We start from the raw sequence: 24,278 nt of genomic DNA on the forward strand, positions 1-24,278 counted from the left end.
CTATTTCTCATTCCTGACATAGATAACCTCGCGGTCGGGGAAAGCTGCTATCGTGGCTGCGTTGCCATCGGACCCCAGGTCTCGAACAAAAACTGGCTGGTCGGGCGACAGGAACGGATCATTTAGATATAGTGCCGAACCCACATTCCCTTCGGTGGACACGATGACCAGCGCATGGCCCCAGTTTTCTGCCACCCCCTGCCGTCTTATGTCACCCGTATAGCCCCCATATCCATGATATTTCGATATACTGCGCCACGGCATGAAGCTGATCAGGGAAACCACGCATAACATCAAGACCACATATCCGAAACGGCCGCGATGGTGCTCCGGCATCCAGCGGGCAATCTCTTCGACCCCCGCCGCAGACAGAACAAGGGCTGGCAACAGCGCAACATGCCAGTAGCGTGGACCGATATAGAATGTCCCGGTAAACCAATAGAAGAAAAGTGTTGCAACAATTACTAGAAATACCACCAGCATCGCCCGGTCGAACCCGGTCAACCTACGGTGCCAAAGCAGCAAGGCCCAGATTGGGACAAGCGACCCAAAGGTCCACCCCAAAAGCTCGGTATTGAGCGCCACAAAACCATTCAGAAGGCTGAGTGTCGCCTCAGCCGGGCTATGGCCAACCCATATATCAAGCGCGCCCCAGCTTTTATCTGGTGGGCCCACATTTGCGCCGAATCCGAAAGTATTGGCTGTATCAGGCCAGAGACGACTCAGATAATCGGCCTGAGGTGCCAGCAGCAACTCCCCGGTCACAGCCTGGTTCCACACCAGATAGACCGATCCGGTCAGAATACCACCCATCGCACAGGCCACGACCTGCCCTACCCCCGTCGGTAGTCGGCGCAACAACCACAGGCCTGTCAATCCGCTTACGATCACCCCATCCAGCGGGCGGGTAACAAACATCCAGCCCAAGGCCAGCCCGGCGCAAAGCCCCAAAATAACATCCCGCCGGGTTGAACCCCTGCCCGCGCGCAGCAGACACCACCAGCCCAAAAGGGCCATGATAAGCGCGGTTGAATGCGTCATCAGCGAAGCACCAGTTGCCAGCACCCAAGGTGAGGTCGCCATCAGCAGGGCCACCAGATCGGCACGGTTCCGGTTGACGGTACGCCGGACGATGTCGTGCACCAGAAGAACAGATAGGCCGGTCAGAACCGGGTTGACCAGCCATGGCACACCCGCAAGCACCCCAATTGCCAGAACCGCTGGCCAGCCGGGGGCCGTAACGCTAAGCCACTGATCGCCGCGAATATCGAGAAGATAATAGTCCAGTGCCGCCCGCGCGCCTTCCACAGGTGCCGGGCTCCAAAGCGCGCCGTGCGCAAATGTCCGGGCCTGAAACAGATAGGCCAGTTCGTCCTGTACATGAGGAACACGATCAAAAACCGTCCAGGCAAGTGCCGCGCTGACAAATGTCGCAAAGATCGCCAGAACACCAACAGGAAGGTGCGGTCCCGTCTTTGGTCCGGCAACGACAATGAGTGCAATCAGCGTCGTGATTTGTAGAACAGATATCGCTCCGCCCACACCAATCTGCAAAGCATAAGGCACATAATGGCCATAAGCGATATAGGGTGTTGCTGAAACTGAAAGCGCTGCAACAATCCCTGCCAGAAAAACGACACGTATCTTGCCCAGATCCGCAAGAATATCCCCGGGTACCCCCGGTACATACTGGCGCATCAGCACAAAACATGTGGCCAGTGCCTGCAGGGTCAATACAGCCAGCATCACCAAGTTTTCCGGCGTCCCAAGCGATATCTCAAGTCGTGGAAACCATAGGGGTTCCGTCAGCCATAGCCGGGCTGAACTTCCCAGCAGAAAAAGCGCTCCAAGCAACCCAAACAGACCCTGCCCCCGACGCCATAACACAATCATGAACGAAAGCCCCGCCAGCGCCATAACAGCAAACCAGAGACTGAGTTCTTCGGTTGTGGCATGGGTTTTGGGCGCACTTTCCGCCAAGACCGGACACCCAAAGATACATGCCCAGAAAACAGCCGCCGCCCGCCGCCCCAGGCGGACTCTTATGGTCATGACGCCAGTTCTTCCCGTGCTACTGCCGGATCTCTGGCGGGCCCTTCGATATTGATCCGTTCCTGTTCAGTCACAATCGGGCCGCCACGCACCTGATTGTGAATCGAAGTAATGTATTCCCCCAGCATTCCGATAAACAGCATCTGGATGCCTGACAGAAAGAACAGCGACACGATAATTGTTGTCGTCCCGCGCGGTGCCTGAACCGGATCAATGAAATACAGCAGCGCGGAAACTATGGAAAAGAGGATACAACCAAATGCGATCACCAGCCCACTGATCGTACAAAACCGCATCGGAGCTCGGGTAAACGCAAAAATTGCATTCAGCGCCTGGTCGGTCAGCGCCATCACATTATGCTTGGATAAACCACTTTTGCGCGCCCGCCAGGTATAAGGCACGATGATCCGGCGAAATCCGCAGGCTGCGATGATTCCGCGGATATAGGGATGGTGGTCATTATGCGACAGCACCGCTTTCAGGACCTTGCGGTCAATCAACTGAAATTCCCCAACTGACGGTTCCAGAGACACATCCGAAAGCCGGTTTACGATTGTATAGAATATGCCGCGCGCCGCGCGCATCGTGAAGCCTTCTTCGCGGGTGCTGCGGGCTCCTGCAACCACGTCATATCCACTTTCCCACAATTCCACGAATTCGGGGATTTTTTCCGGCGGATCCTGAAGGTCAACCGGCAACATAACGATAACCGCATCGCCCGTTGCATAGCGCAGACCGTTAAAAGTTGAACGGAATACCCCAAAATTCCGAGCATTGACCACAATTTTCACATCCGGGTCGGTTTCAGCGATCTTGCGGAGAATCTCGACGGTCCCGTCATCGGACGCATTATCAATAAAAATATGCTCCCGCCGATAACCCGGCAGCTCTTCATCGAAGATTGCCTTCACGGTCTCGTAGCAATTTGCCACATTATCTTCTTCGTTAAAACAAGGAGAAACCACGGAAATTGTTTTCATATCATACCCTAGCATAGCAACCGACAAACACCACTTCCGGAGCGTCAAATTTCATCCGCCCCAAGTATATCAATCTGCAGCGCTCTGATTCCCGACATTATTCGGTCACGAGAAGTATTCTATCATACCATACACTTGTGGCCACACCCTCTAGCCCGAACCGGTTGACATCTCAACGCTCTGATGGCCCTTATTTCCCTTGTTCGGCCTGCGTTTAGTAAGGGCGAAACGAACAATTTGGTCACCCGCATCATACAAACGGGGACATTTATGAGGACCAGCCATGCAAACACCCCGCAAATTCCGCAATAGGGTATTCACCATACATACCTGGCTGGGCCTACACCTGTCGGTTTTCTTTACTTTCATGTTTCTGACCGGGGCACTGCTTGTTGTGGGTATAGAGCTGGAATCAATCGCCCAGCCGAATGTCTGGACAACAATAGACTCGGAAGACCGTACTGCGAGTTTCGGAGACATCTATAAAGGCATCAAGGACGCCCGGCCCGGAGCGACCATCTGGTTCGTTTCCAAAGAGTCGGCACCATGGTTTGTGGACCGGGCCTTTGCCACAACGGCTTGGGGCGAATCCGTCAGTTTCTGGACAAACCCTGTAACCGGTGACTTGGTTGAAGAAACGCGCGTGGTTGGCTTTCGTAATATTCTACGCGATCTGCACGACACCTTTCTAACCACCAAACAGCCAATTTTCATACTGATCTCGGCCAGTTCGGTTATCCTGCTGACCCAGATCATCAGCGGACTGATCACTTACCGTCGGTTCTGGAAAGGATTCTTTCGCTGGCCAAGCCGCACTGGTGGCCACAGAAACTGGATCGGCGGGCTCCATCGGCTGACAGCCCTGTGGGCGCTGCCTCTGATCTTGCTGATCGCCATGACCAGTTTCTATTTTCTGCTCGGCGCGCTTGGTTTCGAAGGCACAACACCTCATCCTGCGCCCGCATCCGCTCGCGAAACCGCGCTACCTGCCGGTTTTGGCCGGGACGTAATCGACAAGGCCGAAGAGCACGCCCGCGCCGCGCTTCCCGGGTTTGAACCTATTGGCCTCGGGTTGCCCGGGCGCAAATCTGAGGGGCTCAGTTTTATTGGGCATCAGCCAATATTTTCTTGGCTCCGCGGCCCCAGCACAGTGACCATCGATCCGGTAACATTTGATGTGCTCGGTGCCTTTACCCCAAATGACGACGGCGGCTTGAAACGCTTGAAGAGCCTGATGCATATGCTGCATTTTGGCACTTGGGGTGGAGCTTTGTCCCTAGGGCTGTGGGTACTGTTTGGCTTTGTGGCAACTGGGGTCTCATTAACGGGAGCCCTTATTTTTGCCACCCGCATCGCTTCTGCTTCGACAGACACCAACCCCGTCAGCGCACCGAGGCGTATCTGGCGCGGTCTGGGCCTTACCCGTTGGGTATATGTATTGATCTTACTGACGATTATCGCAACCGCCTATCAGCGCTATGGCCCTGAATCTTATGGCAAGGTTGCGGTGCATCCCGTGAACCAGTCAGGACGTGTTGCTCGCCTTATTCTGACCCGGCCGTTGCGGCGCGACACTCCGCTTGATATCGAACTGAAGATTATCGAGCCCGGGGTTGCCGCTGCCTTGGTGCAGATAAACGGCGCTGATTTTCAGCCACTTGATCTGGAACTCAATGGCGAAAAGGCCCGCGCGCGTTTCACAATACAGCCCAGTAACACCATGAACGAAATCTCCGCCCGCCTGCACAATGCCGATGGCGGAGAAAAGACCGTTACGTTCCGTTTGGGTAAGCCAATATGGTAAGTCCCTCCATCCCGCCTGAGCCCCTGTCCCCGCTGGGAAGCACAGCATAATCAGCTGACAGCCACCCCGTTTTCAAACGCCCCCCCCTCAAGGGCATGGGCAAGCTCTGTCTGCCCTGCCCCATGTGCCGCGCGGGCAAAGGCCGCCCCGAACCGCGCCAGAACCTGATCTTCTCGCCAAAGCGTTTCAAACCCTGCCCGTGCCGCCCCGGCCATCCGGCTGCGGGTATCGCTGCCATCCTGAAAGCTACGCATCGCTGCGACAAGCTCATCTTCTGTTTCAAACAGCACCCCACCCCCGGAGCGTTCCACGATCTCGGGGAACGGACCAAGCCGCCGGGCAATCACCGGCGTTCCCAGTCGGAAGCTTTCAATCAGGATGATCCCGAAAGTCTCATAGCAAACCGAAGGCACAATCAAGCCAAGCGCACCGCGGTAATACGCGTCAAGCTCTTCCGGGGGTTTGCGGCCAAGAAACTTAATTCGTGGGTTTCCTGCTGCCAGCTGCCTCAGTTCACCCGCGTAATCGCCGTCCCCAAGGATCAGAAGGTCGGCATCAGGATAGCGGTCCATTGCTGGAAAGGCATCTTGCAAGCCCTTGATTCTCTCCAGCCGCCCAACAAACAAGAAATAGGGGCTGGGATGACCGGTATAAGGCTCGGCTAGTGTGGGTAGGTCGGGTAGAAAATAGGGCAAAACTTCCATGTCCTGTCTCAGCCCGAATTCACGATGCTTCGCGCGGCTGAATTCGCTCTTGGCAATGATCAGATCCATGTGATTCAGCGCCCGGTCAAGCGCACCGGTATAACGCCAAAGCTGCGGCGGGCGGCGATAGTTCAGAACACAGCGCAGACATTGGCGCTTGTCGCACAGCTCGCGCCCGTGACGCCATAAGACATGGGTCGGACAGACCAGCCAGTGTTCATGCGCCTCATAAATCTTCAGCCCTTCCCCCATCGGCAACAGGCCGGGGCCCCCTATCAGTGAGGTGTTGTTGTGCCAAATGATATAGGGCTTTCGTTCATCAAGGATCTCGCGAATGCGGGCCGCATGGATGACCGGGTACCCGACCTGCTGTGTCAGAAGATTCGACAATATCCCATGCCGGCTGCGCAACCCGACTCGGCGCACACCGTCCGGTGCCCCCTCGGCCTGTGGCCGCCCCCCCAGAATAAGATAGCTATCTTCATCATGCACAACCGTTACATCATGCCCGCGTGCGGCAAGCGCTCGGGCCATACGCTGTATGCCGATCGCGTCTCCACCAAAGGAATAGGGTGGATAAAATGTCGTAAACATCACAATGCGTAATGAAATCATCTATCCCTCAATTTTGTTAGGGGTTGTCCCTGCCTCGTGAGGTTCTGCTCTCGGTCGGATCATCAGCATCAGAAGATGAAACCTGTCCCGTTGAAACAGAAAAGCCAGCAAGACATAAATCACGACACCTGTAATCGTACCAAGTAGCAACACCACCACCTGAGGCCAACCACCCAGAGATATTACAACCCCCTGAACGGCAACAGCCATCACAACTGCCAGTATAAGTGGAACAAAATGCAGCTGCACCAACGTTAGGGTAGACTGCTCTGCTATACTCGCCAGATTTCCAAATTTAAGGGGCCAAATGATCAGAAAGACTGCAACAAACGACGCCGTGACTACCGTCAACCCATAGGGTGAGGCAATCGCGATAGCCCCGGTGGCAAGCAATACCTCGACCCATGACAGGGCCGCCAGCCTGCCGGCCTGGCCCGCTGCCAGACAAAAAGTTTGCTGAACTTTCTCGATACATAGATACATACCGAATATGGACATCAGGCTCAGCACAGGCGCGGCCGGAATCCACTTTTGACCAAACAGCAACACCAGGATCGGCTCAGACAGAACGGCCAACCCCGCAAAAGCCGGGAAGGCCGCAAATCCGGTCAACCGCATCAAATCTATCAGCAGACTTGAGGCCTCCCCACCTTCCCGTGCCATCGCGCCAAACGCAGGCTGAGCGACAGTCCGAAACGGCGTTATCAGCAGGAAAGAGGTAATCTCAACAACCCGCCAGGCTATGGCGTAAAATCCCGCCTGAGTGGGGCCCATAAGCGCCCCGATGATCACTGCTGGCGATTGTACCGCCGCCAGTTCCGCGGCGCGCAGTCCGATGATTCGGTGGCCAAATTTCAGAACCTCCCGGATATGGTCGCGTGAGATGCTGAAGGCTGGCCGCCAGGACACCGCCCCCCACGCCATAACGATATTCGTAGCGGTCGTGGCCAGCCGCTGGCCGACCAGGGCCCATACCCCGTACCCCGACAGCGCCATGGTAATGCCCACGATACCGCCAATAACCGCCCCCACAACCGCCCGCAGGGCTAGCACGCGAAACAGCATTTCACGCCGTAAAATCGCGACCGGAACAGCTGTCAGCGCAATCATCATGACGGTGGGCGATAGCCCGACCAGCAAGTCTCCGGCCAGAGCTTCGCCATAAAACCATGCAACCGGGCCTGCGCCCAAAAACAGCAGTGCCGTCAAAACGCCCCCCAGCACCGCCAAAAGCCAAAACACCGAATTCAGCCGGTCCGGGGACAGCTCTTCGTGGGTCAGCAGGATATCTGAAATCGACTCGCGCACCAGGAATTCGGAAAACAGGACAAAGGCCGCCGCCATCGCCAACAGGCCAAACGCCTCGACTCCAAGCAGCCGCGCAAGGATGGCAAAAACAATGAAATTAAACGCCTGCTCCACCCAGATGCCAACAGACATCCAGACAACGCCGCTGGTGAAACTCTGTCGCAATGACATCAAACTCCTTCATGGTGCCCTGCTGCGACATGAAACAGCTGGCATTCTGAATTACACAGTAGCGGGTTAGAGGCAAAGCTGTCGAGGCAATCAAATCCGTCTCGCTTCACTCTGCCGCAATGGTCAACATACCGGCCCCTGGGATAAAGGCCTTCACAGACCATCTGGGCCAGCAGCTGAACGAACACCTGTTCGATAGCTTAAACCATGCCCGCAATCTGATCGCGTCATGGCGCACCGACTTCAACCACCACCGCCCACATTCCAGCCTCGCTGGTCTGACGCCAGCAGAATATGTTAATCGGTCAAAGGAAGACCAAAACCTCAACTGGTAAACCACCTGTTCTACTGCGGCGGTGATCACCGCCGCAGCAAACCATGGCGTTGTTAGTTGTTTGAAAATCATATTGGCGTTCAATTCGTTATAGTCGCTAATCCAGAGATACTGGTATCATAGCAGTCATAGCAAAGACAGTTGGGGCACATTAGGGGCTGTTGACGTTCGGGATTCCCAAATCACTTAACTTCTGACTCAAGGTTGCAAACAGAGGAGAGCAGCCTTGACCCGAAGAGTCCTGACCGATGCGCATTAGACAATCATCGAACCGTATTGTCTTGGAAAACCCACTGACCCGGGACAAACTGGGCGCGATCCTTGCCTGTTTGTGGAAGCCGTCCTTTGGATCGTTCGCACTGGGGCACAATGGCGCGAGTTGCCGGACGAATTCGGCAAGTGGAACTCTGTGTTCAAGCGGTTCCGAAGGTGGGTTAAGGCAGATATTTTCTATCATATGTTCAAAGTATTAGCCTCAGGCACCGACCTCGAATACGCCATGATCGATGGCATCATCGTCAAGGTTCACCACTCCGGCCAAGGCGCAAAAGGGGGACACTTTGCAGGCCATCGGGCGCTCTCGCGGGGGGATAACCACGAAGATACTGGCGCTGACGGACGCGCTCGGCAACCTCGTCTATTTTTGCCTGATGCCCGGACAAGCCCATGATCTGCGCGAGACCGATACGCTGATCCAAAATCTGTCTGCCGGGCACCTGCTGGCGGACAGGGCCTTTGATGCGGATTGGCTGCGCAATGACCTGCTGGATCGCGACATCACTCCGGTCATCCCGCCGAAGTCCAACCGGAAGTTCCCGGCGGAGTTCGACAAAGACACCTAAAAATGGCGGCACCTGATCGAAAACTACTTTGGCAAACTGAAGGAAAACAGAGGGATAGCTATGCGCTCGTGCAAAACAGACCCCAGCTTCAAAACATTCATCTCGATCGCCGCTACAATCATTCACATCAGGTGAACGTCAACAGCCCTTAGAAAAGCCATCTAATAAACACGATAAATAGGCAAAGTACAAAACTTGACGCCAGAAGGATCGAATTTGGTCAAATTTAGTGTCTATGATCTGCAACGTGTGTTCGAATAATATGCGCTCAAAATCGGAGCCGTTTGAGCTTATTGGATTGATAAGGAAATTTCACCTCCATGGATAAAATCGCAGACCCGACTACACTAGACAGCCCCACAACCAAAGAGGTGGTCCCGTCGGATACGGCCGGTATGGAACTCAGCGTGGTCATCCCGGCCTATAATGAGGAAATTGCCGTACGCAGCACGGTCGAGGATGTTCGCAGCCATCTTGAGCCACTTGGCATTCCTTATGAAATCATCGTGGTTGATGATTGCAGCCAGGATGAAACCCGCGCTGAGGCCGAAGACAGCGGTGCCACTATCGCCTATAATGACGTCAATTCCGGCTATGGCGCGAGCCTCAAACGTGGGGTGAAGATGGCGCAATATGAATATGTCGCGATCTTGGATGCCGACAGCACCTACCCAGCTCGCTACCTGCCCAAAATGCTGGCGATGTGCCGCGATCAGGACATGGTTGTGGGTGACCGTGGGGCTGCGATGAAGAACGTGCCGTTTATGCGCCGGCCGGCCAAGAAATTTCTGTTCGCCTTCGCCTCGTTCCTGGCCGAGCGCAAGATCAACGACCTCAATTCCGGCCTCCGTGTCTTTCGTAAATCCGAGCTGATCCCGTTCTTGCCACTGCTGCCGCAAAATTTCTCTTTCACCACCACGATCACGCTTTGCATGACGTCAAACAGCAAGCGAATGATCTACACACCGATCGAATATGGCAAACGTGTCGGCAAGTCGAAAATCCGGCCGGTTGATTTCCTCAATTTCATCATCCTGATCCTGCGCATCAGCACATTGTTCAACCCGCTCAGGGTGTTCATCCCGCTGGGGCTGATGTTTTTCGCCTTGGGTATGCTGAAACTTCTCGTCGATATCACCTACTGGAACCTCAGCGGCACTACGGTGTTCGCGTTCCTTGCCGCGATCATGATCTGGTCGCTCGGGCTGATCGCCGACATGATCTCGCGGCTGCATCTCAGACCCTGATCATTCGCAGTTCAGATTACACCGGACAGGCATAAAAGGATTAAGTACACGTGACGGATGTTTCCCAACCCACCGGGGCCGCTGACAAGCCTCATATCATTATCCTGGGCGCTGGCCCCGCCGGCCTGGCGGCTGCCCATACGCTGACCCGCTCGGGTCAGGCCGAGGTGACAGTGATTGAACGTGCGCCCCAGGCGGGCGGCAATTCGGCTTCTTTTCCGGTCGAGGGTGTGATCTGCGACTATGGCTCGCACCGGTTTCACCCGGCAGCGGAACCCGAGGTGCTGGCCGACGTCAAGGAATTGCTGGGCGATGACCTGCTGCTCAGGCCCCGGCACGGACGGATCCGGCTGGGGGGCAAGTGGATCCATTTTCCGCTCAAGCTGACGGATGCGCTGATGCGCCTGCCAAAGCCCTTTGCCCTGTCGCTGATTGGCGACATGGTGCTCAAGCCGTTCCGCAAGAAACCCGCCGGGGCCGAAACATTTTCAACCGTGCTTTACAGCGGGCTTGGGCCGACAATCTCGAACCATTTCTACTTTCCATACGTGCGCAAGCTCTGGGGGCTTGAGCCTGAAAAACTGGCCGTGACCCTGGCCGAACGGCGGGTCGGCAGTGGCTCGGTCGGCAAGATCCTGATGAAAATGCTGCGCCTGATGCCGGGATTGCGCAGCGAAACAGGCGGGCGGTTTTTCTATCCACGCAAGGGCTTTGGACAGATTTCAGCCGCGATGCAGGACAGCGCGCGCGCCAATGGTGCCGAATTTCTGTTCGACACCGAAATCACCAAGATCACCCGCGACGGAACCCGCATCACCGGGGTAACCATTCGCGACGGCGATGATGAAAAACAACTGACCGGCGATCTGATCCTGTCAACCATCCCGCTGACCGGCCTCACGCGGCTGATTGATCAGCCCCCCGCCGAAGTGGTCGAAGCTGCCCGCGCGATCCGCTTTCGCGGGATGATCCTGCTGTATCTGGTGCTGGAAACGGATCAGTTTACCGAATTTGACGCCCATTACTTTCCCGAGACCTCAATCCCGATCAGCCGGATGTCAGAGCCCAAGAACTATTCCGCCAGCGTTGAGCCCAAAGGCGTTACTGTACTCTGTGCCGAATTGCCCTGCGATCCCGGTGAAAAATGGTGGGATATGTCCGACGCGGAACTGGGCCAGGCATTTACCGGCTGGCTGGGGCAATTGGGCCTGCCTGTGACTGTGCCGGTGCGGCGCTGTGAAACCCGGCGGCTCAGCCATGCCTATCCGGTCTATGATATCGACTTTCAGGCGCGGGTTGATGTTGTCGATGACTGGCTTTTGGGCCTTGATGGCCTGCTGGTATTTGGCCGTCAGGGGTTGTTTGCCCATGACAATACCCACCATGCCTTTGCCATGGCTTACGGCGCTGCCGATTGCATTGATGCGACAGGTCAGGTCGACCGCGAAAAGTGGCACCGCTACCGCGAGGTATTCGCCACCCATATCGTAGAGGACTAGGCGATGCCCGCCGCACCCCGGATTGATATCCTGATGTATCACTCGATCTCGGATGCGGGTGGGCCAACCTCGATCGCGCCCGAAACCTTTGCCGCACAAATGCAGGCATTGGCCGCCTCGGGCCTGCCGGTGGTATCGCTTGATGCGCTGGCTGATCCGGGGGGTCTGGCCGCGCGTTCCGTCGTGATTACCTTTGACGACGGGTTTACCGACTTTGATCAGGTCGCCTGGCCGATCCTGCGCGATTATGACTTCCGCCCGATTGTCTATCTGCCCTCGGGCTGCATCGGCGGCGCCGAGAACTGGGTCGGCTGCAACACGCCGGCCCGGCCCCTTATGGGCTGGAACAGGGTCGAAACCCTGGCAGCTGAGGGGGTTGAGTTTGGCGCCCACAGCATCACCCATCCTGATCTTGCAGCACTGGATCATGACAGCCTGGAACATGAAGTCGCGCGGTCAGGTCATGACATCAGCGCGCGTCTTGGCCAGCCGATCCGCCATTTCGCGCCCCCCTACGGGTCGTCCTCTGACGCTGTGCGACAGTGTACGGCGCGCCATTATGCAACATCCGTGGGCACAAGGCTGGGCGTGGCAAACCCAAGCTCGGATATCCACGACCTGCCCCGGCTTGAGATGTTTTATTACACCGAGATCACCCGCTGGCAGGCCCATCTTGCGGGCCGCGGCGCGGCGTATCTGACCACACGTCAGACGCTGCGTAGCATAAGACAAGCCGCGCGTTTCATCAGGCCCTGATCTCCGCCTTAAGGGGCCAGCGTTCCGATGCGATGCGCATTGGCCATTACGCTAAAGGTAATCGTGGTAGCCGGAACTGATGGAAATACTGACGCATCCACCACATGAATGCGCGCCGCACCCTTTGGGCGCCCCAGCAGATCACTTTGCCCCTTGCCGGGGGTTTCGGCCATCGGCAGGCTGCCTCCCATATGAAAGCTGGACCCGGGGGCACCCAAACGTGCGGCAAAAGGCAGCCCGATCAGGCCCAGCTGGCGAAACGCCCGGCTGTAGCGGCCAAGGGCCGCATGCATCGTCGATGCCGTTTTCGGATTATTGATCAGCCGTGGGATCAAGCGACCATCGCCCGCAATGGATAAGGCAACCGAGGCGGACAAATCGGAATGCAGAAACGCCTGCGCCACAATCAGCCGCCGCGATACACTGTCCAGAATAGGCCCCATGCCGGGCAGACGCCCGTAATTCTGCCTGAGATCGCGGGCGAAATATTCATTCCAAGTATAGATCTGCGCATGTATCAGACGGGGCGAAATCGCCGGGTCGTCCAGTTCGACAAAGAGTTGGGGTAGTGTTTGATACGGCAGGCTATCGGGCCGCCGCGGTGACCGCCAGTGATGCAGCATAGGCAGAAACGCCTGCTGGCTATCCTTCAAGATCAGTTCATCTCTCGCCAATCCCGGCGACGCCAGCAGAATCCGGGCAGTTTCCAGCACACCGGTTGCCAGAAACACCCGCTCTCCTCGATGTGTCCGACCATCGGCCAGAGACACCAAAATGCCTTCACCCTCTTCCCAGATTTGCCGCACAACCATACCCGATTGATACGAAAAATGCGGGGTGCCGCGCATCGAGACACATGTATGGCGCGCCGAATAAATTAGCGACCACGGGCAGCCATGCAGGCACAGCCCGCAAGCCCGGCAAGACAGATCAACGGCTTGTCGTGCCATCCCGGCCTGCACACCCATGTCGGCCAGTACTGGCGCTTTCTGATTCAGTCGACTGAGCAGCCCCTCAGCCTGCGCTGTCGGGGCAATCGCCCGCGCCGTTGCCATGCTGAAGGCCGGAAACAACCTAGCCAGATCATCCCCCCGACCTGAGATAGGCATCCAGTCGGCCACTGCCTGGTAATGCGGAGCAAGATCGCCCGCCGTGACAGGCCAGTCGTCGATATCCTCCTGCCGATAGGGCAGCACCGCTGCACCCCAGTAATTTGACAACCCCCCCAAAGCCCGGGACGCGCGCAGGGCAAACCACTTGGCCCCTTCGGCAAAGGTATTTTCTCCAAGCTCCATCGCAAAACTCGACCCATAACGCCGGACCTCGCCATCAGAGGCAGAAAACTGTGGTCCCATCCAGGCGGCGCGCGCCGCATCGCTCAGAACATCGGAGGACAGTCCTGATATCTCCTGCAGCCGGTCCTGAACTTCCGGTTCCGGTTCAGCCCCCGCATCCAGCAATTCCACGGTTCTGCCACGCGCCAAAAGTGCCCGAGCCACAGAGATACCAGCAGGACCAGAACCTATGACAAGATCAGCCACTGTCTGTCATCCACGCCTTCACGCCACGCGACCGGGGTCATCCCGTGCGAGGTGCACAGCACCACCGCCCCCCAGTTTGAGAATACGTTCCAATATGGTAATGGCCCGATCCGCCCCAAAGATCATCTGAAGCGTCTGGATTATAATGATACAATCAAAACTGTTAACCTTATTTTCCACTCTTTGGAGCGGTGTCATTGCGAAACGTCCCTCAACTCTGCGGCGCAGCACGTTTCTCTGCAATGATATCACTTATAATATCATCCAGAGACCGCTCCGGTTTGAACCCGGTAAAGCGCTGCAGCTTGGACACATCAGGCAGTCGCCGTTGCATATCTTCAAACCCTTCCGGATAAACCTCTTCATAAGGCACAAGTTGGATTTCCGAAGTCGATCTGGTGGCCGCAATCACCCGCTCGGCCAGACCCCGGATCGTCACTTCCTGTTCTCCACCAATATTAAACACCTCGCCGCGCGCGGCAGGCGTATCCAGCAATCTTACAAGCGCTTCAACCACATCTTCCACATGGCTGAAACAGCGCGACTGCTCCCCAGTGCCATGCACCTGAATCGACCGGCCCGCCAGCGCAGCATCTACAAAATTCGGCAACACCATTCCGTAACGTCCGGTCTGGCGCGGCCCAGTGGTGTTGAAAAACCGCAACACGATGGCCGGCAGATCCGCTTCGCGCACATAAGCCAACGCCATGAATTCATCCAGTGTCTTCGCACAGGCATAAGACCAGCGCAGCATACGCGTGGCTCCAATGGTCAGATCATCATCTTCATTGAATGGAAATTTGGTGGCCTTGCCATAGACTTCCGAGCTGGACGCAATGAAGGTCAATGTTTTGGTTCGCACCGCCGCGCGCAATACATTCTGGGTGCCGTCCACATTGGTCGCGATCGACTGGCTGGGTTGCTCCATGATCAACTTCACCCCGACCGCCGCCGCCAGGTGGAACACCGCGCCGACTGGATCGACAAGCCTATCCACCAGCCCGGCATCAAGGACACTGCCCTGCACGAAGGTAAAAGAAGGGTGATCTGCGATGGATGCCAGATTTTCCAAGCGGCCCGTGGATAGATTATCAAGGACCGTTACCTCATGCCCGTCCCGTATCAGACGTTCCGCAAGATGCGACCCAATAAATCCAGCTCCACCCGTAATCAGTATTTGCATAAGTATCTCATCTGAAAAGATTACCACTCGAATGCAGCAGCATTAGCACATAGATACATGTGCATCCAAACGATAGGTATTAACAGCATCAAATGTCATTCTCTAGCCGAACAATTCAGATGCATATCGCACATTGTTGCAAAAATCTGATGAAATGGGCAAGGCGCTGGAATGACCGAAACCTACATCAGGTTCGGGGCAAATGGACCTATCTGTACCGCGCCGTCGATCAAGACGGCCAAAACCTTGCATTCATGCTGTCAGAGCGGCGCTAATTGGCAAGTCTCCAAAAGCTAAGCATCATCCTCAAGTTCACGAACTCCGAGCGGGTAACCAATATCGTTTAATCAAAATACCTCTACAATATCGTTGAGCAGAACCATCTCCGCTCATTATATTAAATTCTGACAGACCTGGCAGGAGTGGGCTTACTATCAAGGTAACGAATGCAGCATACTGTAAAGAAAGAACTAGGATGCAGGATACAGTAGAAACCGATACCCCCTCCAAACCGCTTCATGTTCTTGAAATGGGCACCCAATTTGGCATGGGGGGCATCACCCGTCATATTCTTGGCCTCAGCGACTGGCTACGCCGCCACGGTCATAAAGCAACCCTGGCCGGAACTGCCGATGTCTGGGCCGGACCGGGCACCCAAGAAGATTTTCTTGATTTGCCAACCCGCTATGTCGCGGGGGATGGTGGCAATATCGCCAACAGACTACGCCATACACTATCTGCGGCCTGGCACCTGCGGCACCATCTGGCAAAAAACCCAGTCGATCTGATCCATTGTCACGAATCTGCGCCGGCTCTGGTGGCCAATATTGCCCGGATCGGGCGGCGGGTGCCGGTGGCGGTCACCTATCACGGATCCGAGCCCGAACGCATCGCCGATTTTGGCCGGATCGCCGCCAAATGCGATCTGGTGATCACACCCAGCCACCGCTCGGCCGAAGATCTCGCGACGATCGGAGGCGTGCCGCGCGCCAAGCTGAAGGTGATCGGGCTGGGGGTGTCCCCCCCGCCCGAGGACAGCGCCAAGGATATCGCTACCCTGCGCAAAACGCTTCTTGGCGACGGCGACCGGGTGATTGTCACACTTGCCCGCCTGCTGCATCAAAAGGGGATCGACATCCTGATCGACTGTGTCGCCCGAATGAAGCACACCCATCCTGGCTATCGCTTTGTTGTGGCCGGTGATGGCCCGGATGAAGCGATGCTACGGGCGATGGCGCAAGCCAAGGGGCTGGGCAAACACCTCAATTTCGTCGGGCGCACCGAACAGCCGATCCGCTATTTGCGCGCTGCGGATCTGTTCTTGCTGACCTCACGGTGGGAGGCGTTGCCGTTCACCATCGTCGAAGCGTTTCAGGCCGGCACCCCGGCTGTCGCCACCGCTTGTTCGGGTGTGGTTGAACTGATCGATAACACTGTTGGCGCAGTTGTCCCCATCGGCGATGTTGACGCAATCTGTGCGGCAGTTGCAGATGTCCTGTCAGATGAGAACCGCCGTATGCTGCTTGCCGAAAACGCCTTGAAACGTAGCCGCGAAGACCGATTTGATCCCGATTGGGTTCACCGTCAGTTTGAGAAAACCTATTACGAGCTGGCACGCACCTAGAGGTCCTGCCGCCTGCGCACTAAGGCCGCTTGGTGATATATCCCCAAACTTCGCCCAGAGTCCACGCAGTTGACAGCAGCATCACATAGGGCAACGCCCTGAGATACCGCATGCCGCGGCCCTTGCTGGCTTGCAACTTATAGTGACGGAACCACAAAAGCGGTGGGATCAGTGGGCCCGCAGCAATCAGCGCCAGACGCTTCGGGGTGCTCTGGTTGCGGATCCGGATCTCACCGAAAAGCCGGCCCCAGTCGAACCGCTCGGGCAGCAATTCTTTAAAGGTCGCATTGGGGCGGCGATGGTGCACAACCACCTCATTGGACAGCCACAGTTCTTCCCCCTGCTCAATCAGATACCAGTGCACGATCGGCTCATGGTAACGGTCCTTCCACAGGTGCTGGGTTTCATCCAGCGCCTTGCGGCTATAGGTCAGGTTCACATCCGATACCCAGTCGGCGGCACCAGTTTCAAACGGGCGACCGTATCGGCCAAAATCCGTGACGTAAAAGGCCCAGTTCAACGTGCTCACCGGTTCCATGCATTCAATTGCACCGCCGATCACATTCTTACCGGTCTCGGCATACAGCCGGACAATGGTGCGCGCCCAATCGGCCTGCGGCAATCCGCGATCTTCAAGAATGCCGATAATATCGCCTTTGGCCGCCGCCAGACCGGCCGAGCGGCGCCGGTCATACAGCTCGTGCTTGCCAGCCTCAGATGTGATCGGGCGGATCGGATTAATCACACCCAGATCAAGAAACGTCACCTCGGGGAAGTCTTTGGCATAGTCCGCCACATCCGCAACACTGGCATCATAAGGGATGATCACGTCCAGCGGCGGCGGGTCATCGAAACTGCGCACCGCTTCCAGAAAGTCACGCACATAGGTGCCGCCCTGCACGATGGTCAGAACGATAGAAAGGGTCGGATCATTACGCATCAGATTGTCATATCCCCAAGATTTTTCAGTGTAACCGGGTTCCCGGTACGCGTGCTTTCCGGCACGGCTGCGGCAATTTCAATAGCCCGCAGACCGGCATGGCCATCGGCACAACGCAAGCCCGCCTCCGCCCGGGTCAGCCGGACAAAATCAGCCAGCTCTGCACCAAACGATGCCACGGCCGTTGTTTTCCATGATTTCAGTTTTTCACGCAGCATGATCTCAGGATAAAATTTGCGGGTTTTTTTTGCCACCCCGCCGGGTTTGTCCATCGTGATCAAAAGATTCTGCATCGGCGCGTAGGTGCCGCGCACCATTCCGCACGCGCCGTAGACTTCTATGGCACTTTTATAACCTTTCCAGTCAATCCAGCTGGCTTGATAGATCGCTGGAATGCCCTTGGGGTTCTTGAAGATTGCAATTGCGTTGTCTTCCGATCCGGGCACATTCCAGACCGTGTTGGTGGCCACGCCGTACACGCTGGTGATCTCACCCAGGATGTGGCGGGTCATGTCGGTCATGTGAATGCCCACATCCCACAGCGCTCCACCGCCGGAAAACTCAGCCTGATATTCCCAGTCATGGGTAAAGTGACCCAGCCCGTCATGGCCGCCATAAACCCGAACGTGGTCGATCTCTCCGATCACACCGGACGCCACAATGTCCTTCACATAGGCAAAGGACGGATAGTACCGCATGTTAAACCCGGCCCCCAAAGCCTTGCCCGCTTTTTTGGCAGCCGCGACTATTCGTCGGGCACCTTCTACCGTCGGGGCCAGCGGTTTTTCGGTCAGTACGTGAAAGCCGCGCTCGAACGCCTGTATGCAAAGCGCTTCGCGCACATGGGCCGGGGTTGAGATCACCACCGCATCCATATCAGTCTCAAAAAACCGGTCCAAATCCGTGAACGCCTGCGCATCATGGGCCACTGCCACGGCACGGTGCATCTCCATATCCATCACGGCAACCAGCGTCGTTTCGGGGTTCTCAATAATATTCTGAACCCGCATTTGACCGATCTTTCCAGCAGCACCAATTACACCGATCTTCATCAAATTCCTCATTTACAATTGCCCGACGTCACGCCTGGTCTCTATAGCAGTAATTCATTTGCACGCGCAGTAGCATGCACATTTTTACTGCGCTAGGCTTCTTAAACGCAACGGTTTGCAACCATTGCCCGGATTGGGGAAGGATAGGAGACAATGAAGTTTTCCGGGTCAGAAAAATTACGAGGTCAGAGAGTTCTTGTGACCGGGGGCACAGGATTCGTCGGGGCCCGGCTGGTTCCGGCGCTTTTGGAAAACGGAGCGCATGTCACGGCTTTGCTACGCAGCCACCACAGCGCCCGGATGCTGCGTCAGATGGGGGCGAATGTGGTGATCGGCGCATTGGATGACCCCAGCGTGACAGGCGCGGCTCTGCGCGAACAGGATGTGCTGTTTCATCTCGCCTATGACATGCGCGCGCCCGCAGCCACCAATCTGGCGGGGTTCAACGCTCTGATGGCAGCGGCTGAGGCCGCGGATATCAAACGGATCATTCATGTCAGCTCGATCGTTGTCTATGATGGATGGCCGCAGGCGGATCTGGCCAAAGGCAGCCCTGTCTCTCGCCCCGGAGGCACCCCGTATCGGCAGGCCAAGATGACAATGGAGCAAACCCTGATGAGCGGGCCCTGCCGCGCTGCGATCCTGCAACCAACGCTGATCTATGGGCCCGGCAGCATGCTCTGGACCGACCGGCTGGCCGACTGGCTGGCGGCAGGTACTGTGGTGTTGCCCGACCCAGAAGGGCTATGCAACGTCGTCTTTGTGGATGATCTGGTGCAAGCGATGCTGCGTGCAGCCGTGCTGACGGATCTGGGCCGTGAACGGTTTATCATTTCCGGCGCAAGCCCTGCTGCGTGGTCGGACTTGCTGAACGGCTATGCACAGATCATCGGCGCAGGGGCCATTCGCCACGAGGGGCGCAACGCGCTTGAAAACCGGCTGCCCCCGGATACGCCGCATCGGATACCCGACACCCCCCCGCTTGCAGCCCGGATCAGCGCCACCGCACGACAGCTGCTTGGCCGGGACCGATTTGAAACACTCGTCCGCAGTATCAAGCGGCGGATGACCTCCCGAGGTGATACCTATCCTGATCGCTATATGCTCGAGCTGTTCTCCACCAAAGGCATCTGCCGGATCGACCATGCCCGCACCCGGTTGGGATATGAGCCCAAACATGATCTCGCGCGGGGACTGGCCGCAACCGAGGCCTATCTGAAAGCCCGCTATGGCAAATGACCCAACCGCATGCCAGCATTGGCGGACCTATTTCAAGGATGATAAAATTTGATCCATATTGGTGTTGATGCCAGTTCCTGGGAAAATGAGCGCGGCTTTGGCCGCTTCACCCGCAACCTGATCCCGGCGCTGGCGGCGCGCGATACCGGGTTTCGCTATACGCTTCTGTTCGACCAGGCCCCCACCCGGCCTGTCCCGGACGGGGTTGATGTCGTGGTTGCGGGATCAGATACATCTATGTCCGAGGCCTCTTCAGGGGCGGCGGCCCGCGGCGGAGCTGACCTGATCACCATGGCCAAAGCCGCACGACGGCTGGAGTGTGATCTGTTTTTCTACCCGGCAGTCTATTCCTATTTTCCCCTCCCCGCCCGGCGGCCATCAGTGGTCTGTTATCACGATACCATCCCTGAACGGTTCCCTGACCTGATCTTCCCCAAGCGTCTGAATTTCCGGCTGTGGCAGGCAAAATGCTGGCTGGCGAAGATGCAGGCAACACGGGTGATGACGATCTCTCAGGCCTCGGCGAATGATCTGGCACGCATCTTGCGCATCCCCCAGACCCGCATCGACATCATTACCGAAGGGGCGGAACCGGTCTTTCGCCCGATCCGTGATGCTGCCCGCATGGCTCAGGCGCGGCAAAAATATGCCATCCCTCCGGATGCGCCGTTGCTGATTTACTTGGGCGGGTTCAACCGCCACAAGAACGTGCTGCGGTTGATTGAGGCCATGCCCGCCATCCTCGAGCAGGTGCCAAAGGCCCGACTGGCCATCGTCGGGCGCATCACCGGCGCGCGGTTCTGGGACAATGTTGAGGATCTCAAGGCCAGTGCCGCCGCAGACACGGCGCGATCTGAAAGTATCGTCTTTACCGGTGAGATTGATGATGAAGAGCTTACAACCCTGCTCAATACCGCCGATGCGCTGGTGTTTCCCTCGCTCTGGGAAGGGTTCGGACTGCCCGCGCTCGAGGCCATGTCCTGCGGCACGCCGGTGCTCAGCTCGGACCGGGGCAGCCTGCCGGAAGTGGTGGGCGATGGCGGGCTTTATTTTGATCCGCTGTCAAGCGATGCACTGGCCGCACAGACCATCCGCTTGCTGTCCGAGCCGGGACTGCGCGATGCGCTGTCCCACAAGGCCCTGGCACAGGCGGCGCATTTTGGCTGGGACAAAGGGGCGGAATTGGCCGAAAGATCGTTCCGTCAAGCGTTGCGGCACAGATAGGTAGTCGGGGCTCCTTCCCGCCCATCTCTTTTGCCGATGGGGTTCAGAGGAACGAAAGAACCACTCATGAACAATCTAACATCTAAGCTATGATTGCCGCAAATCTGGAAACAGAAATATGCGCCTTATATAGTATTTTACTAATTTGTTGGATTCTGCATACATTCCACCTTATCCGTTGAAAAGGTCCGGTTTTTCCCGGAAACCCATTAATTGCATAGATTTCAACTTCATATCACCAAGGCACATCATGAACTGTGAATCTTCACACCAACTCTCCCTCAAACAACGCATTGCGACGCGCGACGCCCGGGTCGCTGTGGTGGGCCTGGGCTATGTGGGGCTGCCACTGGCGCTGACCGCTTATGATGCCGGATTTGACACGACCGGCGTCGATCTCAGCCCTGAACGCGTGAAGCGGATCATGCAGGGCGAACAGGTCATTTCCTACCTTGCCCCCGAGCGCATCTCGCGCGCGGTTGACAGCGGGCACCTTCGGGCCACGCAGGACAGTGCGGCGCTGGCGGATGCAGATATCATCCTGATCTGCGTGCCGACCCCCCTCACGCCTGAACAAAACCCGGATATGCGCTTTGTGTCGGCGGCCGCCGAAGATATTGCACCGCAGCTGCGGCCCGGGCAATTGGTGGTTTTGGAAAGCAGCGTCTGGCCGGGAGCGACCACCAATTTGGTTCGGCCGATCCTAGAAGCCGGTGGGCTGCGCGCGGGGATTGATTTTTTCCTCGGGTTCTCGCCTGAACGCGAAGATCCAGGCAATGACACGTTTGATACCCACAGCATTCCCAAAGTGGTCGGCGCAGATGATCCACTGTCGCGCCAGCTGATTGAAGACTTCTATAGTGTGATTGTCACCAGTGCTGTGCCTGTCAGCTCAGCCGCAACGGCCGAGGCTGTCAAACTGGTCGAGAACAGTTTTCGCACCGTCAATATCGCGCTGGTCAACGAGCTGAAGATCGCGCTTGAAGCCATGGGGGTGGATGTTTGGGAGGTGATTGAAGCCGCCGCAACCAAGCCCTTTGGCTTCATGCCCTTCTATCCCGGTCCTGGGATAGGCGGGGCATGTATCCCGGTCTCACCCGCCTATCTGTCCTGGCGCGCGACAGACGTCGGATCGGCCACACCGCTGATTGATCTGGCCCGTCACAGCAACGATGGCGTGCCCGCCGCCTTAGCTGCGCGGATCGCCGCAGATCTGACCGCGCGCGCCGACGAGGCTTCAGATCCCACACAACCATTGGCCGGGCAACAGATCCTTCTGATGGGGATCGCCTATAAGCGCGATGTGGAAGACACCCGCCGCAGCCCCGCACTGGTGTTGCTGGAACAGCTCGAAAATCTCGGGGCCGAGGTGGCCTATCATGACCCGTTCTTTCCCCGCCTGCCTGAAGGGGGTGAATTTCCCCGGCTTGCCGGACGGGAATCGGTTCCGCTGACGGCGGACACTGTGAAACGCTACGCGGCGGTGGCTATCATCACCGATCACAGCGCAACAGATTATGGGCTGGTTGCATCCCACGCAGCGCTGATTTTCGACACCCGGAATGTGTTCGACAAATCAGGGATCACGGTGGATGGAGATCGGCTGATCAAGATATGAGTGGATCGCTGTGTTCTAATCAATCCCGAAAAATCCCGACATGATTGTCATGATTGTTATCACAGCCCTGTCCGCCGGGCTATTTTTACTTGTGTTTTGGTGCGCCAATATTGTCGCTATTGCAAAAAATGCGATAATTACAACACGCAATGCCCTGCATAATATGCGCGACCCCACGCTGGACGAGCTGGCCCGTGAACGCGCGGTTCAGGCGGCGGCAGTCAGCCTTCTGGTGCTGGCCGGATCCCTGATCTTGCGCAGCCTTCTGGCCCTGGCGGCAGCCTTCATTCCAGTTCTTATGGCCGATCTGACAGGCTTTGCCCCCCTGGCGGCCACCCTGGCCTTTATGGAACGCTGGGAAGTGATTTTGATAGCAACCGCAATCATCACGCTCGGCTATGTGGCAGGCACACGCTTATGGTCGCGCTAAACAACTATTCCCGACTCGACAGGCTGATCCATCGCATCGCCTTTTCCTCTCCCGGGATCCAGATCACGGCCGCAGAGATAGAAGAGCGGATGTTTCAGAGTGATCTTAAGGACATCGAGACGGGACCGCCGATCTTTATCACATCGCTACCCCGAGCTGGCACGACCATCTTGCTAACCGCACTAAATTCGGTGCCTGATCTGGCCCCTCACCTTTACCGCGACATGCCCTTCTTGATGGCCCCTTTGCTGTGGTCCCGTCTCAGCGGAAAGTTCGGCAAACAGGCCTATTTGCAGGAGCGGGCCCATGGCGACGGGATAACCATCGGATTTGATAGCCCCGAAGCCTTTGAGGAAGTCATTTGGAAAGCGTTCTGGCCCGAATTTTTTAAACTGGACGGGATAGCTCTTGGCACCGCGCAGGATTTCAAGGATGAAGCCTGCACCTTTCTGAAGCGGCATTTCAAAAAAATAGTTGCTCTACGCTGCAAAGGCCAGCCTGGCCCTGGGCGCTATATCTCCAAGAACAACGGCAATATTTCTCGGCTGGGACTAATCTCCGAGATATTCCCCGAAGCAGATATTCTGGTTCCTATGCGCCATCCACTGACTCATGCCGCCTCACTTCACCGACAGCACAAGAATTTCCTGACCCGCCATGCCGATGACCCATTCTCCCGTAGATATATGCAGGATATAGGGCATTTTGAGTTTGGCACCCTGCACCGCCCGATCCTGTTTGAAGATTTTGCCAGGCTGTCAGACGGATTGACGCCTGCCTGCCTTGATTACTGGCTCGCTTATTGGATCAGCGCCTTCCGGCATATCAACCAACATCGCGAGAAGCTGCAGATCCTTGGCTACGAAGACATGTGCCGCCAAGGAAATACAGCCGGGATCAACCTTTGCGAGCGGCTTGACCTTGACATATCACACGCGCCAGATATTGCCCGGCATTTCCGACCGGTCCCACCACCCGATGCCACGCTTGCCGCCTATCGTAGCCCGCTGCGGGATCAAGCCGAAGCGCTGTACAGACAGTGCTCAGAGACCTAAACGAAAACAACACCGAAACAGGTTTGTATTCCAAAAGGCTGCAAAGATTTGACGCAGGAG

Annotated in this window: 19 protein-coding genes and 3 pseudogenes; 13 read left to right on the plus strand and 9 right to left on the minus strand. The window is 56.7% G+C overall.

Translation table 11 applies throughout. The features are described from left to right. Both ACEWL3_RS14985 and ACEWL3_RS14990 read right to left on the minus strand, forming a co-directional pair. Window positions 1-2,052 (minus strand): glycosyltransferase family protein, encoded by a 2,052-nt coding sequence (locus tag ACEWL3_RS14985; protein WP_386184196.1) that lies wholly within the window; start codon window positions 2,050-2,052, stop codon window positions 1-3. After that, window positions 2,049-3,032 (minus strand): glycosyltransferase family 2 protein, encoded by a 984-nt coding sequence (locus ACEWL3_RS14990; RefSeq protein ID WP_386184198.1) that lies wholly within the window; start codon window positions 3,030-3,032, stop codon window positions 2,049-2,051. Before ACEWL3_RS14990 ends, ACEWL3_RS14985 begins: the two co-directional genes overlap by 4 nt. 283 nt (window positions 3,033-3,315) lie before the next feature. Here ACEWL3_RS14990 and ACEWL3_RS14995 point away from each other — a divergent pair, with 283 nt between their 5' ends. Next, the gene (locus ACEWL3_RS14995) at window positions 3,316-4,836 is read left to right on the plus strand and encodes a PepSY-associated TM helix domain-containing protein (RefSeq protein ID WP_386184200.1); all 1,521 of its coding nucleotides are present in this window, start codon (window positions 3,316-3,318) and stop codon (window positions 4,834-4,836) included. A gap of 50 nt (window positions 4,837-4,886) precedes the next feature. On the opposite strand, the gene ACEWL3_RS15000 is transcribed toward ACEWL3_RS14995, so the two are convergent. Together ACEWL3_RS15000 and ACEWL3_RS15005 are read right to left on the minus strand one after the other, a co-directional pair. Then, window positions 4,887-6,155, minus strand: coding sequence for a glycosyltransferase family 4 protein (locus tag ACEWL3_RS15000; protein ID WP_386184202.1), 1,269 nt, complete (start codon window positions 6,153-6,155; stop codon window positions 4,887-4,889). Further along, complete coding sequence (locus ACEWL3_RS15005) at window positions 6,156-7,634, minus strand: lipopolysaccharide biosynthesis protein (protein WP_386184204.1); 1,479 nt, start codon at window positions 7,632-7,634, stop codon at window positions 6,156-6,158. 176 nt (window positions 7,635-7,810) lie between these two features. On the opposite strand from ACEWL3_RS15005, the pseudogene ACEWL3_RS15010 reads away from it, so the two are divergent. The 5 genes and pseudogenes from ACEWL3_RS15010 to ACEWL3_RS15030 all read left to right on the plus strand — a co-directional run. After that, window positions 7,811-7,969: pseudogene (locus ACEWL3_RS15010) on the plus strand (integrase core domain-containing protein); the annotation flags it as partial. A 261-nt stretch (window positions 7,970-8,230) separates the two neighbouring features. After that, a pseudogene (locus ACEWL3_RS15015) lies at window positions 8,231-8,945 on the plus strand (IS5 family transposase). Window positions 8,946-9,130: 185 nt separating this feature from the next. Further along, the gene (locus tag ACEWL3_RS15020; protein ID WP_386184207.1) at window positions 9,131-10,057 is read left to right on the plus strand and encodes a glycosyltransferase family 2 protein; all 927 of its coding nucleotides are present in this window, start codon (window positions 9,131-9,133) and stop codon (window positions 10,055-10,057) included. Window positions 10,058-10,107: 50 nt separating this feature from the next. After that, window positions 10,108-11,556: a protoporphyrinogen/coproporphyrinogen oxidase gene (locus ACEWL3_RS15025; RefSeq protein ID WP_386184209.1), complete on the plus strand. Its 1,449-nt coding sequence runs from the start codon at window positions 10,108-10,110 to the stop codon at window positions 11,554-11,556. Between the two features lie 3 nt (window positions 11,557-11,559). After that, window positions 11,560-12,312, plus strand: coding sequence for a polysaccharide deacetylase family protein (locus ACEWL3_RS15030; protein WP_386184212.1), 753 nt, complete (start codon window positions 11,560-11,562; stop codon window positions 12,310-12,312). A gap of 8 nt (window positions 12,313-12,320) precedes the next feature. Here the strand turns inward: ACEWL3_RS15030 and ACEWL3_RS15035 are convergent, their stop codons facing one another. From ACEWL3_RS15035 to ACEWL3_RS15045, 3 genes are read right to left on the minus strand one after another with little or no spacing between them, the layout of a single operon-like run. Next, on the minus strand, window positions 12,321-13,853 hold the full coding sequence (locus ACEWL3_RS15035) for a GMC oxidoreductase (protein ID WP_386184214.1): 1,533 nt from the start codon (window positions 13,851-13,853) through the stop codon (window positions 12,321-12,323). Between the two features lie 18 nt (window positions 13,854-13,871). Next, a complete protein-coding gene (locus ACEWL3_RS15040; protein ID WP_386184216.1) occupies window positions 13,872-14,051 on the minus strand; it encodes a hypothetical protein in 180 nt (59 codons plus the stop codon). A gap of 13 nt (window positions 14,052-14,064) precedes the next feature. Next, window positions 14,065-15,036: an NAD-dependent epimerase/dehydratase family protein gene (locus tag ACEWL3_RS15045; RefSeq protein WP_386184219.1), complete on the minus strand. Its 972-nt coding sequence runs from the start codon at window positions 15,034-15,036 to the stop codon at window positions 14,065-14,067. Window positions 15,037-15,224: 188 nt separating this feature from the next. Between ACEWL3_RS15045 and ACEWL3_RS15050 the strand changes: the two are divergent. Both ACEWL3_RS15050 and ACEWL3_RS15055 read left to right on the plus strand, forming a co-directional pair. Next, a pseudogene (locus ACEWL3_RS15050) lies at window positions 15,225-15,308 on the plus strand (DDE-type integrase/transposase/recombinase); the annotation flags it as partial. A gap of 203 nt (window positions 15,309-15,511) precedes the next feature. Beyond that, window positions 15,512-16,660, plus strand: coding sequence for a glycosyltransferase family 4 protein (locus ACEWL3_RS15055; RefSeq protein ID WP_386184222.1), 1,149 nt, complete (start codon window positions 15,512-15,514; stop codon window positions 16,658-16,660). Between the two features lie 19 nt (window positions 16,661-16,679). Here the strand turns inward: ACEWL3_RS15055 and ACEWL3_RS15060 are convergent, their stop codons facing one another. Further along, window positions 16,680-17,600: a glycosyltransferase family 2 protein gene (locus ACEWL3_RS15060; protein ID WP_386184225.1), complete on the minus strand. Its 921-nt coding sequence runs from the start codon at window positions 17,598-17,600 to the stop codon at window positions 16,680-16,682. Beyond that, the gene (locus tag ACEWL3_RS15065) at window positions 17,600-18,652 is read right to left on the minus strand and encodes a Gfo/Idh/MocA family protein (protein WP_386184228.1); all 1,053 of its coding nucleotides are present in this window, start codon (window positions 18,650-18,652) and stop codon (window positions 17,600-17,602) included. The genes ACEWL3_RS15060 and ACEWL3_RS15065 overlap by 1 nt, the downstream gene beginning before the upstream one ends. A gap of 153 nt (window positions 18,653-18,805) precedes the next feature. Here ACEWL3_RS15065 and ACEWL3_RS15070 point away from each other — a divergent pair, with 153 nt between their 5' ends. The 5 genes from ACEWL3_RS15070 to ACEWL3_RS15090 all read left to right on the plus strand — a co-directional run bounded on the left by ACEWL3_RS15070 (window position 18,806) and on the right by ACEWL3_RS15090 (window position 24,218). Continuing rightward, window positions 18,806-19,891 carry an NAD-dependent epimerase/dehydratase family protein gene (locus ACEWL3_RS15070; RefSeq protein WP_386184230.1) on the plus strand — a complete coding sequence of 362 codons (1,086 nt, stop codon included), beginning with the start codon at window positions 18,806-18,808 and terminating at the stop codon, window positions 19,889-19,891. Window positions 19,892-19,939: 48 nt separating this feature from the next. Beyond that, the gene (locus ACEWL3_RS15075; protein ID WP_386184232.1) at window positions 19,940-21,115 is read left to right on the plus strand and encodes a glycosyltransferase family 4 protein; all 1,176 of its coding nucleotides are present in this window, start codon (window positions 19,940-19,942) and stop codon (window positions 21,113-21,115) included. 250 nt (window positions 21,116-21,365) lie between these two features. Beyond that, window positions 21,366-22,733, plus strand: a complete 1,368-nt coding sequence (locus tag ACEWL3_RS15080; RefSeq protein ID WP_386184235.1) for a nucleotide sugar dehydrogenase — start codon at window positions 21,366-21,368, stop codon at window positions 22,731-22,733. A 163-nt stretch (window positions 22,734-22,896) separates the two neighbouring features. Then, complete coding sequence (locus ACEWL3_RS15085; RefSeq protein WP_386184237.1) at window positions 22,897-23,163, plus strand: hypothetical protein; 267 nt, start codon at window positions 22,897-22,899, stop codon at window positions 23,161-23,163. Then, the gene (locus tag ACEWL3_RS15090) at window positions 23,151-24,218 is read left to right on the plus strand and encodes a sulfotransferase (RefSeq protein WP_386184239.1); all 1,068 of its coding nucleotides are present in this window, start codon (window positions 23,151-23,153) and stop codon (window positions 24,216-24,218) included. Before ACEWL3_RS15085 ends, ACEWL3_RS15090 begins: the two co-directional genes overlap by 13 nt. The last annotated feature ends 60 nt before the right edge of the window (window positions 24,219-24,278 follow it).

Source organism: Sulfitobacter sediminivivens (genome assembly GCF_042611115.2).
Taxonomy (GTDB): Bacteria; Pseudomonadota; Alphaproteobacteria; order Rhodobacterales; family Rhodobacteraceae; genus Sulfitobacter; species Sulfitobacter sediminivivens.

Bases quoted from the DNA above. Each gene is read 5' to 3' on its own strand.
- ACEWL3_RS15005 (WP_386184204.1), bottom strand. From the start codon at position 7,634: ATGTCATTGCGACAGAGTTTCACCAGCGGCGTTGTCTGGATGTCTGTT.
- ACEWL3_RS15000 (WP_386184202.1), bottom strand. From the start codon at position 6,155: ATGATTTCATTACGCATTGTGATGTTTACGACATTTTATCCACCCTAT.
- ACEWL3_RS15065 (WP_386184228.1), bottom strand. From the start codon at position 18,652: ATGAAGATCGGTGTAATTGGTGCTGCTGGAAAGATCGGTCAAATGCGG.
- ACEWL3_RS15055 (WP_386184222.1), top strand. From the start codon at position 15,512: ATGCAGGATACAGTAGAAACCGATACCCCCTCCAAACCGCTTCATGTT.
- ACEWL3_RS14995 (WP_386184200.1), top strand. From the start codon at position 3,316: ATGCAAACACCCCGCAAATTCCGCAATAGGGTATTCACCATACATACC.
- ACEWL3_RS15060 (WP_386184225.1), bottom strand. From the start codon at position 17,600: ATGCGTAATGATCCGACCCTTTCTATCGTTCTGACCATCGTGCAGGGC.
- ACEWL3_RS15020 (WP_386184207.1), top strand. From the start codon at position 9,131: ATGGATAAAATCGCAGACCCGACTACACTAGACAGCCCCACAACCAAA.
- ACEWL3_RS15070 (WP_386184230.1), top strand. From the start codon at position 18,806: ATGAAGTTTTCCGGGTCAGAAAAATTACGAGGTCAGAGAGTTCTTGTG.
- ACEWL3_RS15080 (WP_386184235.1), top strand. From the start codon at position 21,366: ATGAACTGTGAATCTTCACACCAACTCTCCCTCAAACAACGCATTGCG.
- ACEWL3_RS14990 (WP_386184198.1), bottom strand. From the start codon at position 3,032: ATGAAAACAATTTCCGTGGTTTCTCCTTGTTTTAACGAAGAAGATAAT.
- ACEWL3_RS15030 (WP_386184212.1), top strand. From the start codon at position 11,560: ATGCCCGCCGCACCCCGGATTGATATCCTGATGTATCACTCGATCTCG.
- ACEWL3_RS15045 (WP_386184219.1), bottom strand. From the start codon at position 15,036: ATGCAAATACTGATTACGGGTGGAGCTGGATTTATTGGGTCGCATCTT.
- ACEWL3_RS15040 (WP_386184216.1), bottom strand. From the start codon at position 14,051: ATGACACCGCTCCAAAGAGTGGAAAATAAGGTTAACAGTTTTGATTGT.
- ACEWL3_RS15090 (WP_386184239.1), top strand. From the start codon at position 23,151: ATGGTCGCGCTAAACAACTATTCCCGACTCGACAGGCTGATCCATCGC.
- ACEWL3_RS15085 (WP_386184237.1), top strand. From the start codon at position 22,897: ATGCGCGACCCCACGCTGGACGAGCTGGCCCGTGAACGCGCGGTTCAG.
- ACEWL3_RS14985 (WP_386184196.1), bottom strand. From the start codon at position 2,052: ATGACCATAAGAGTCCGCCTGGGGCGGCGGGCGGCGGCTGTTTTCTGG.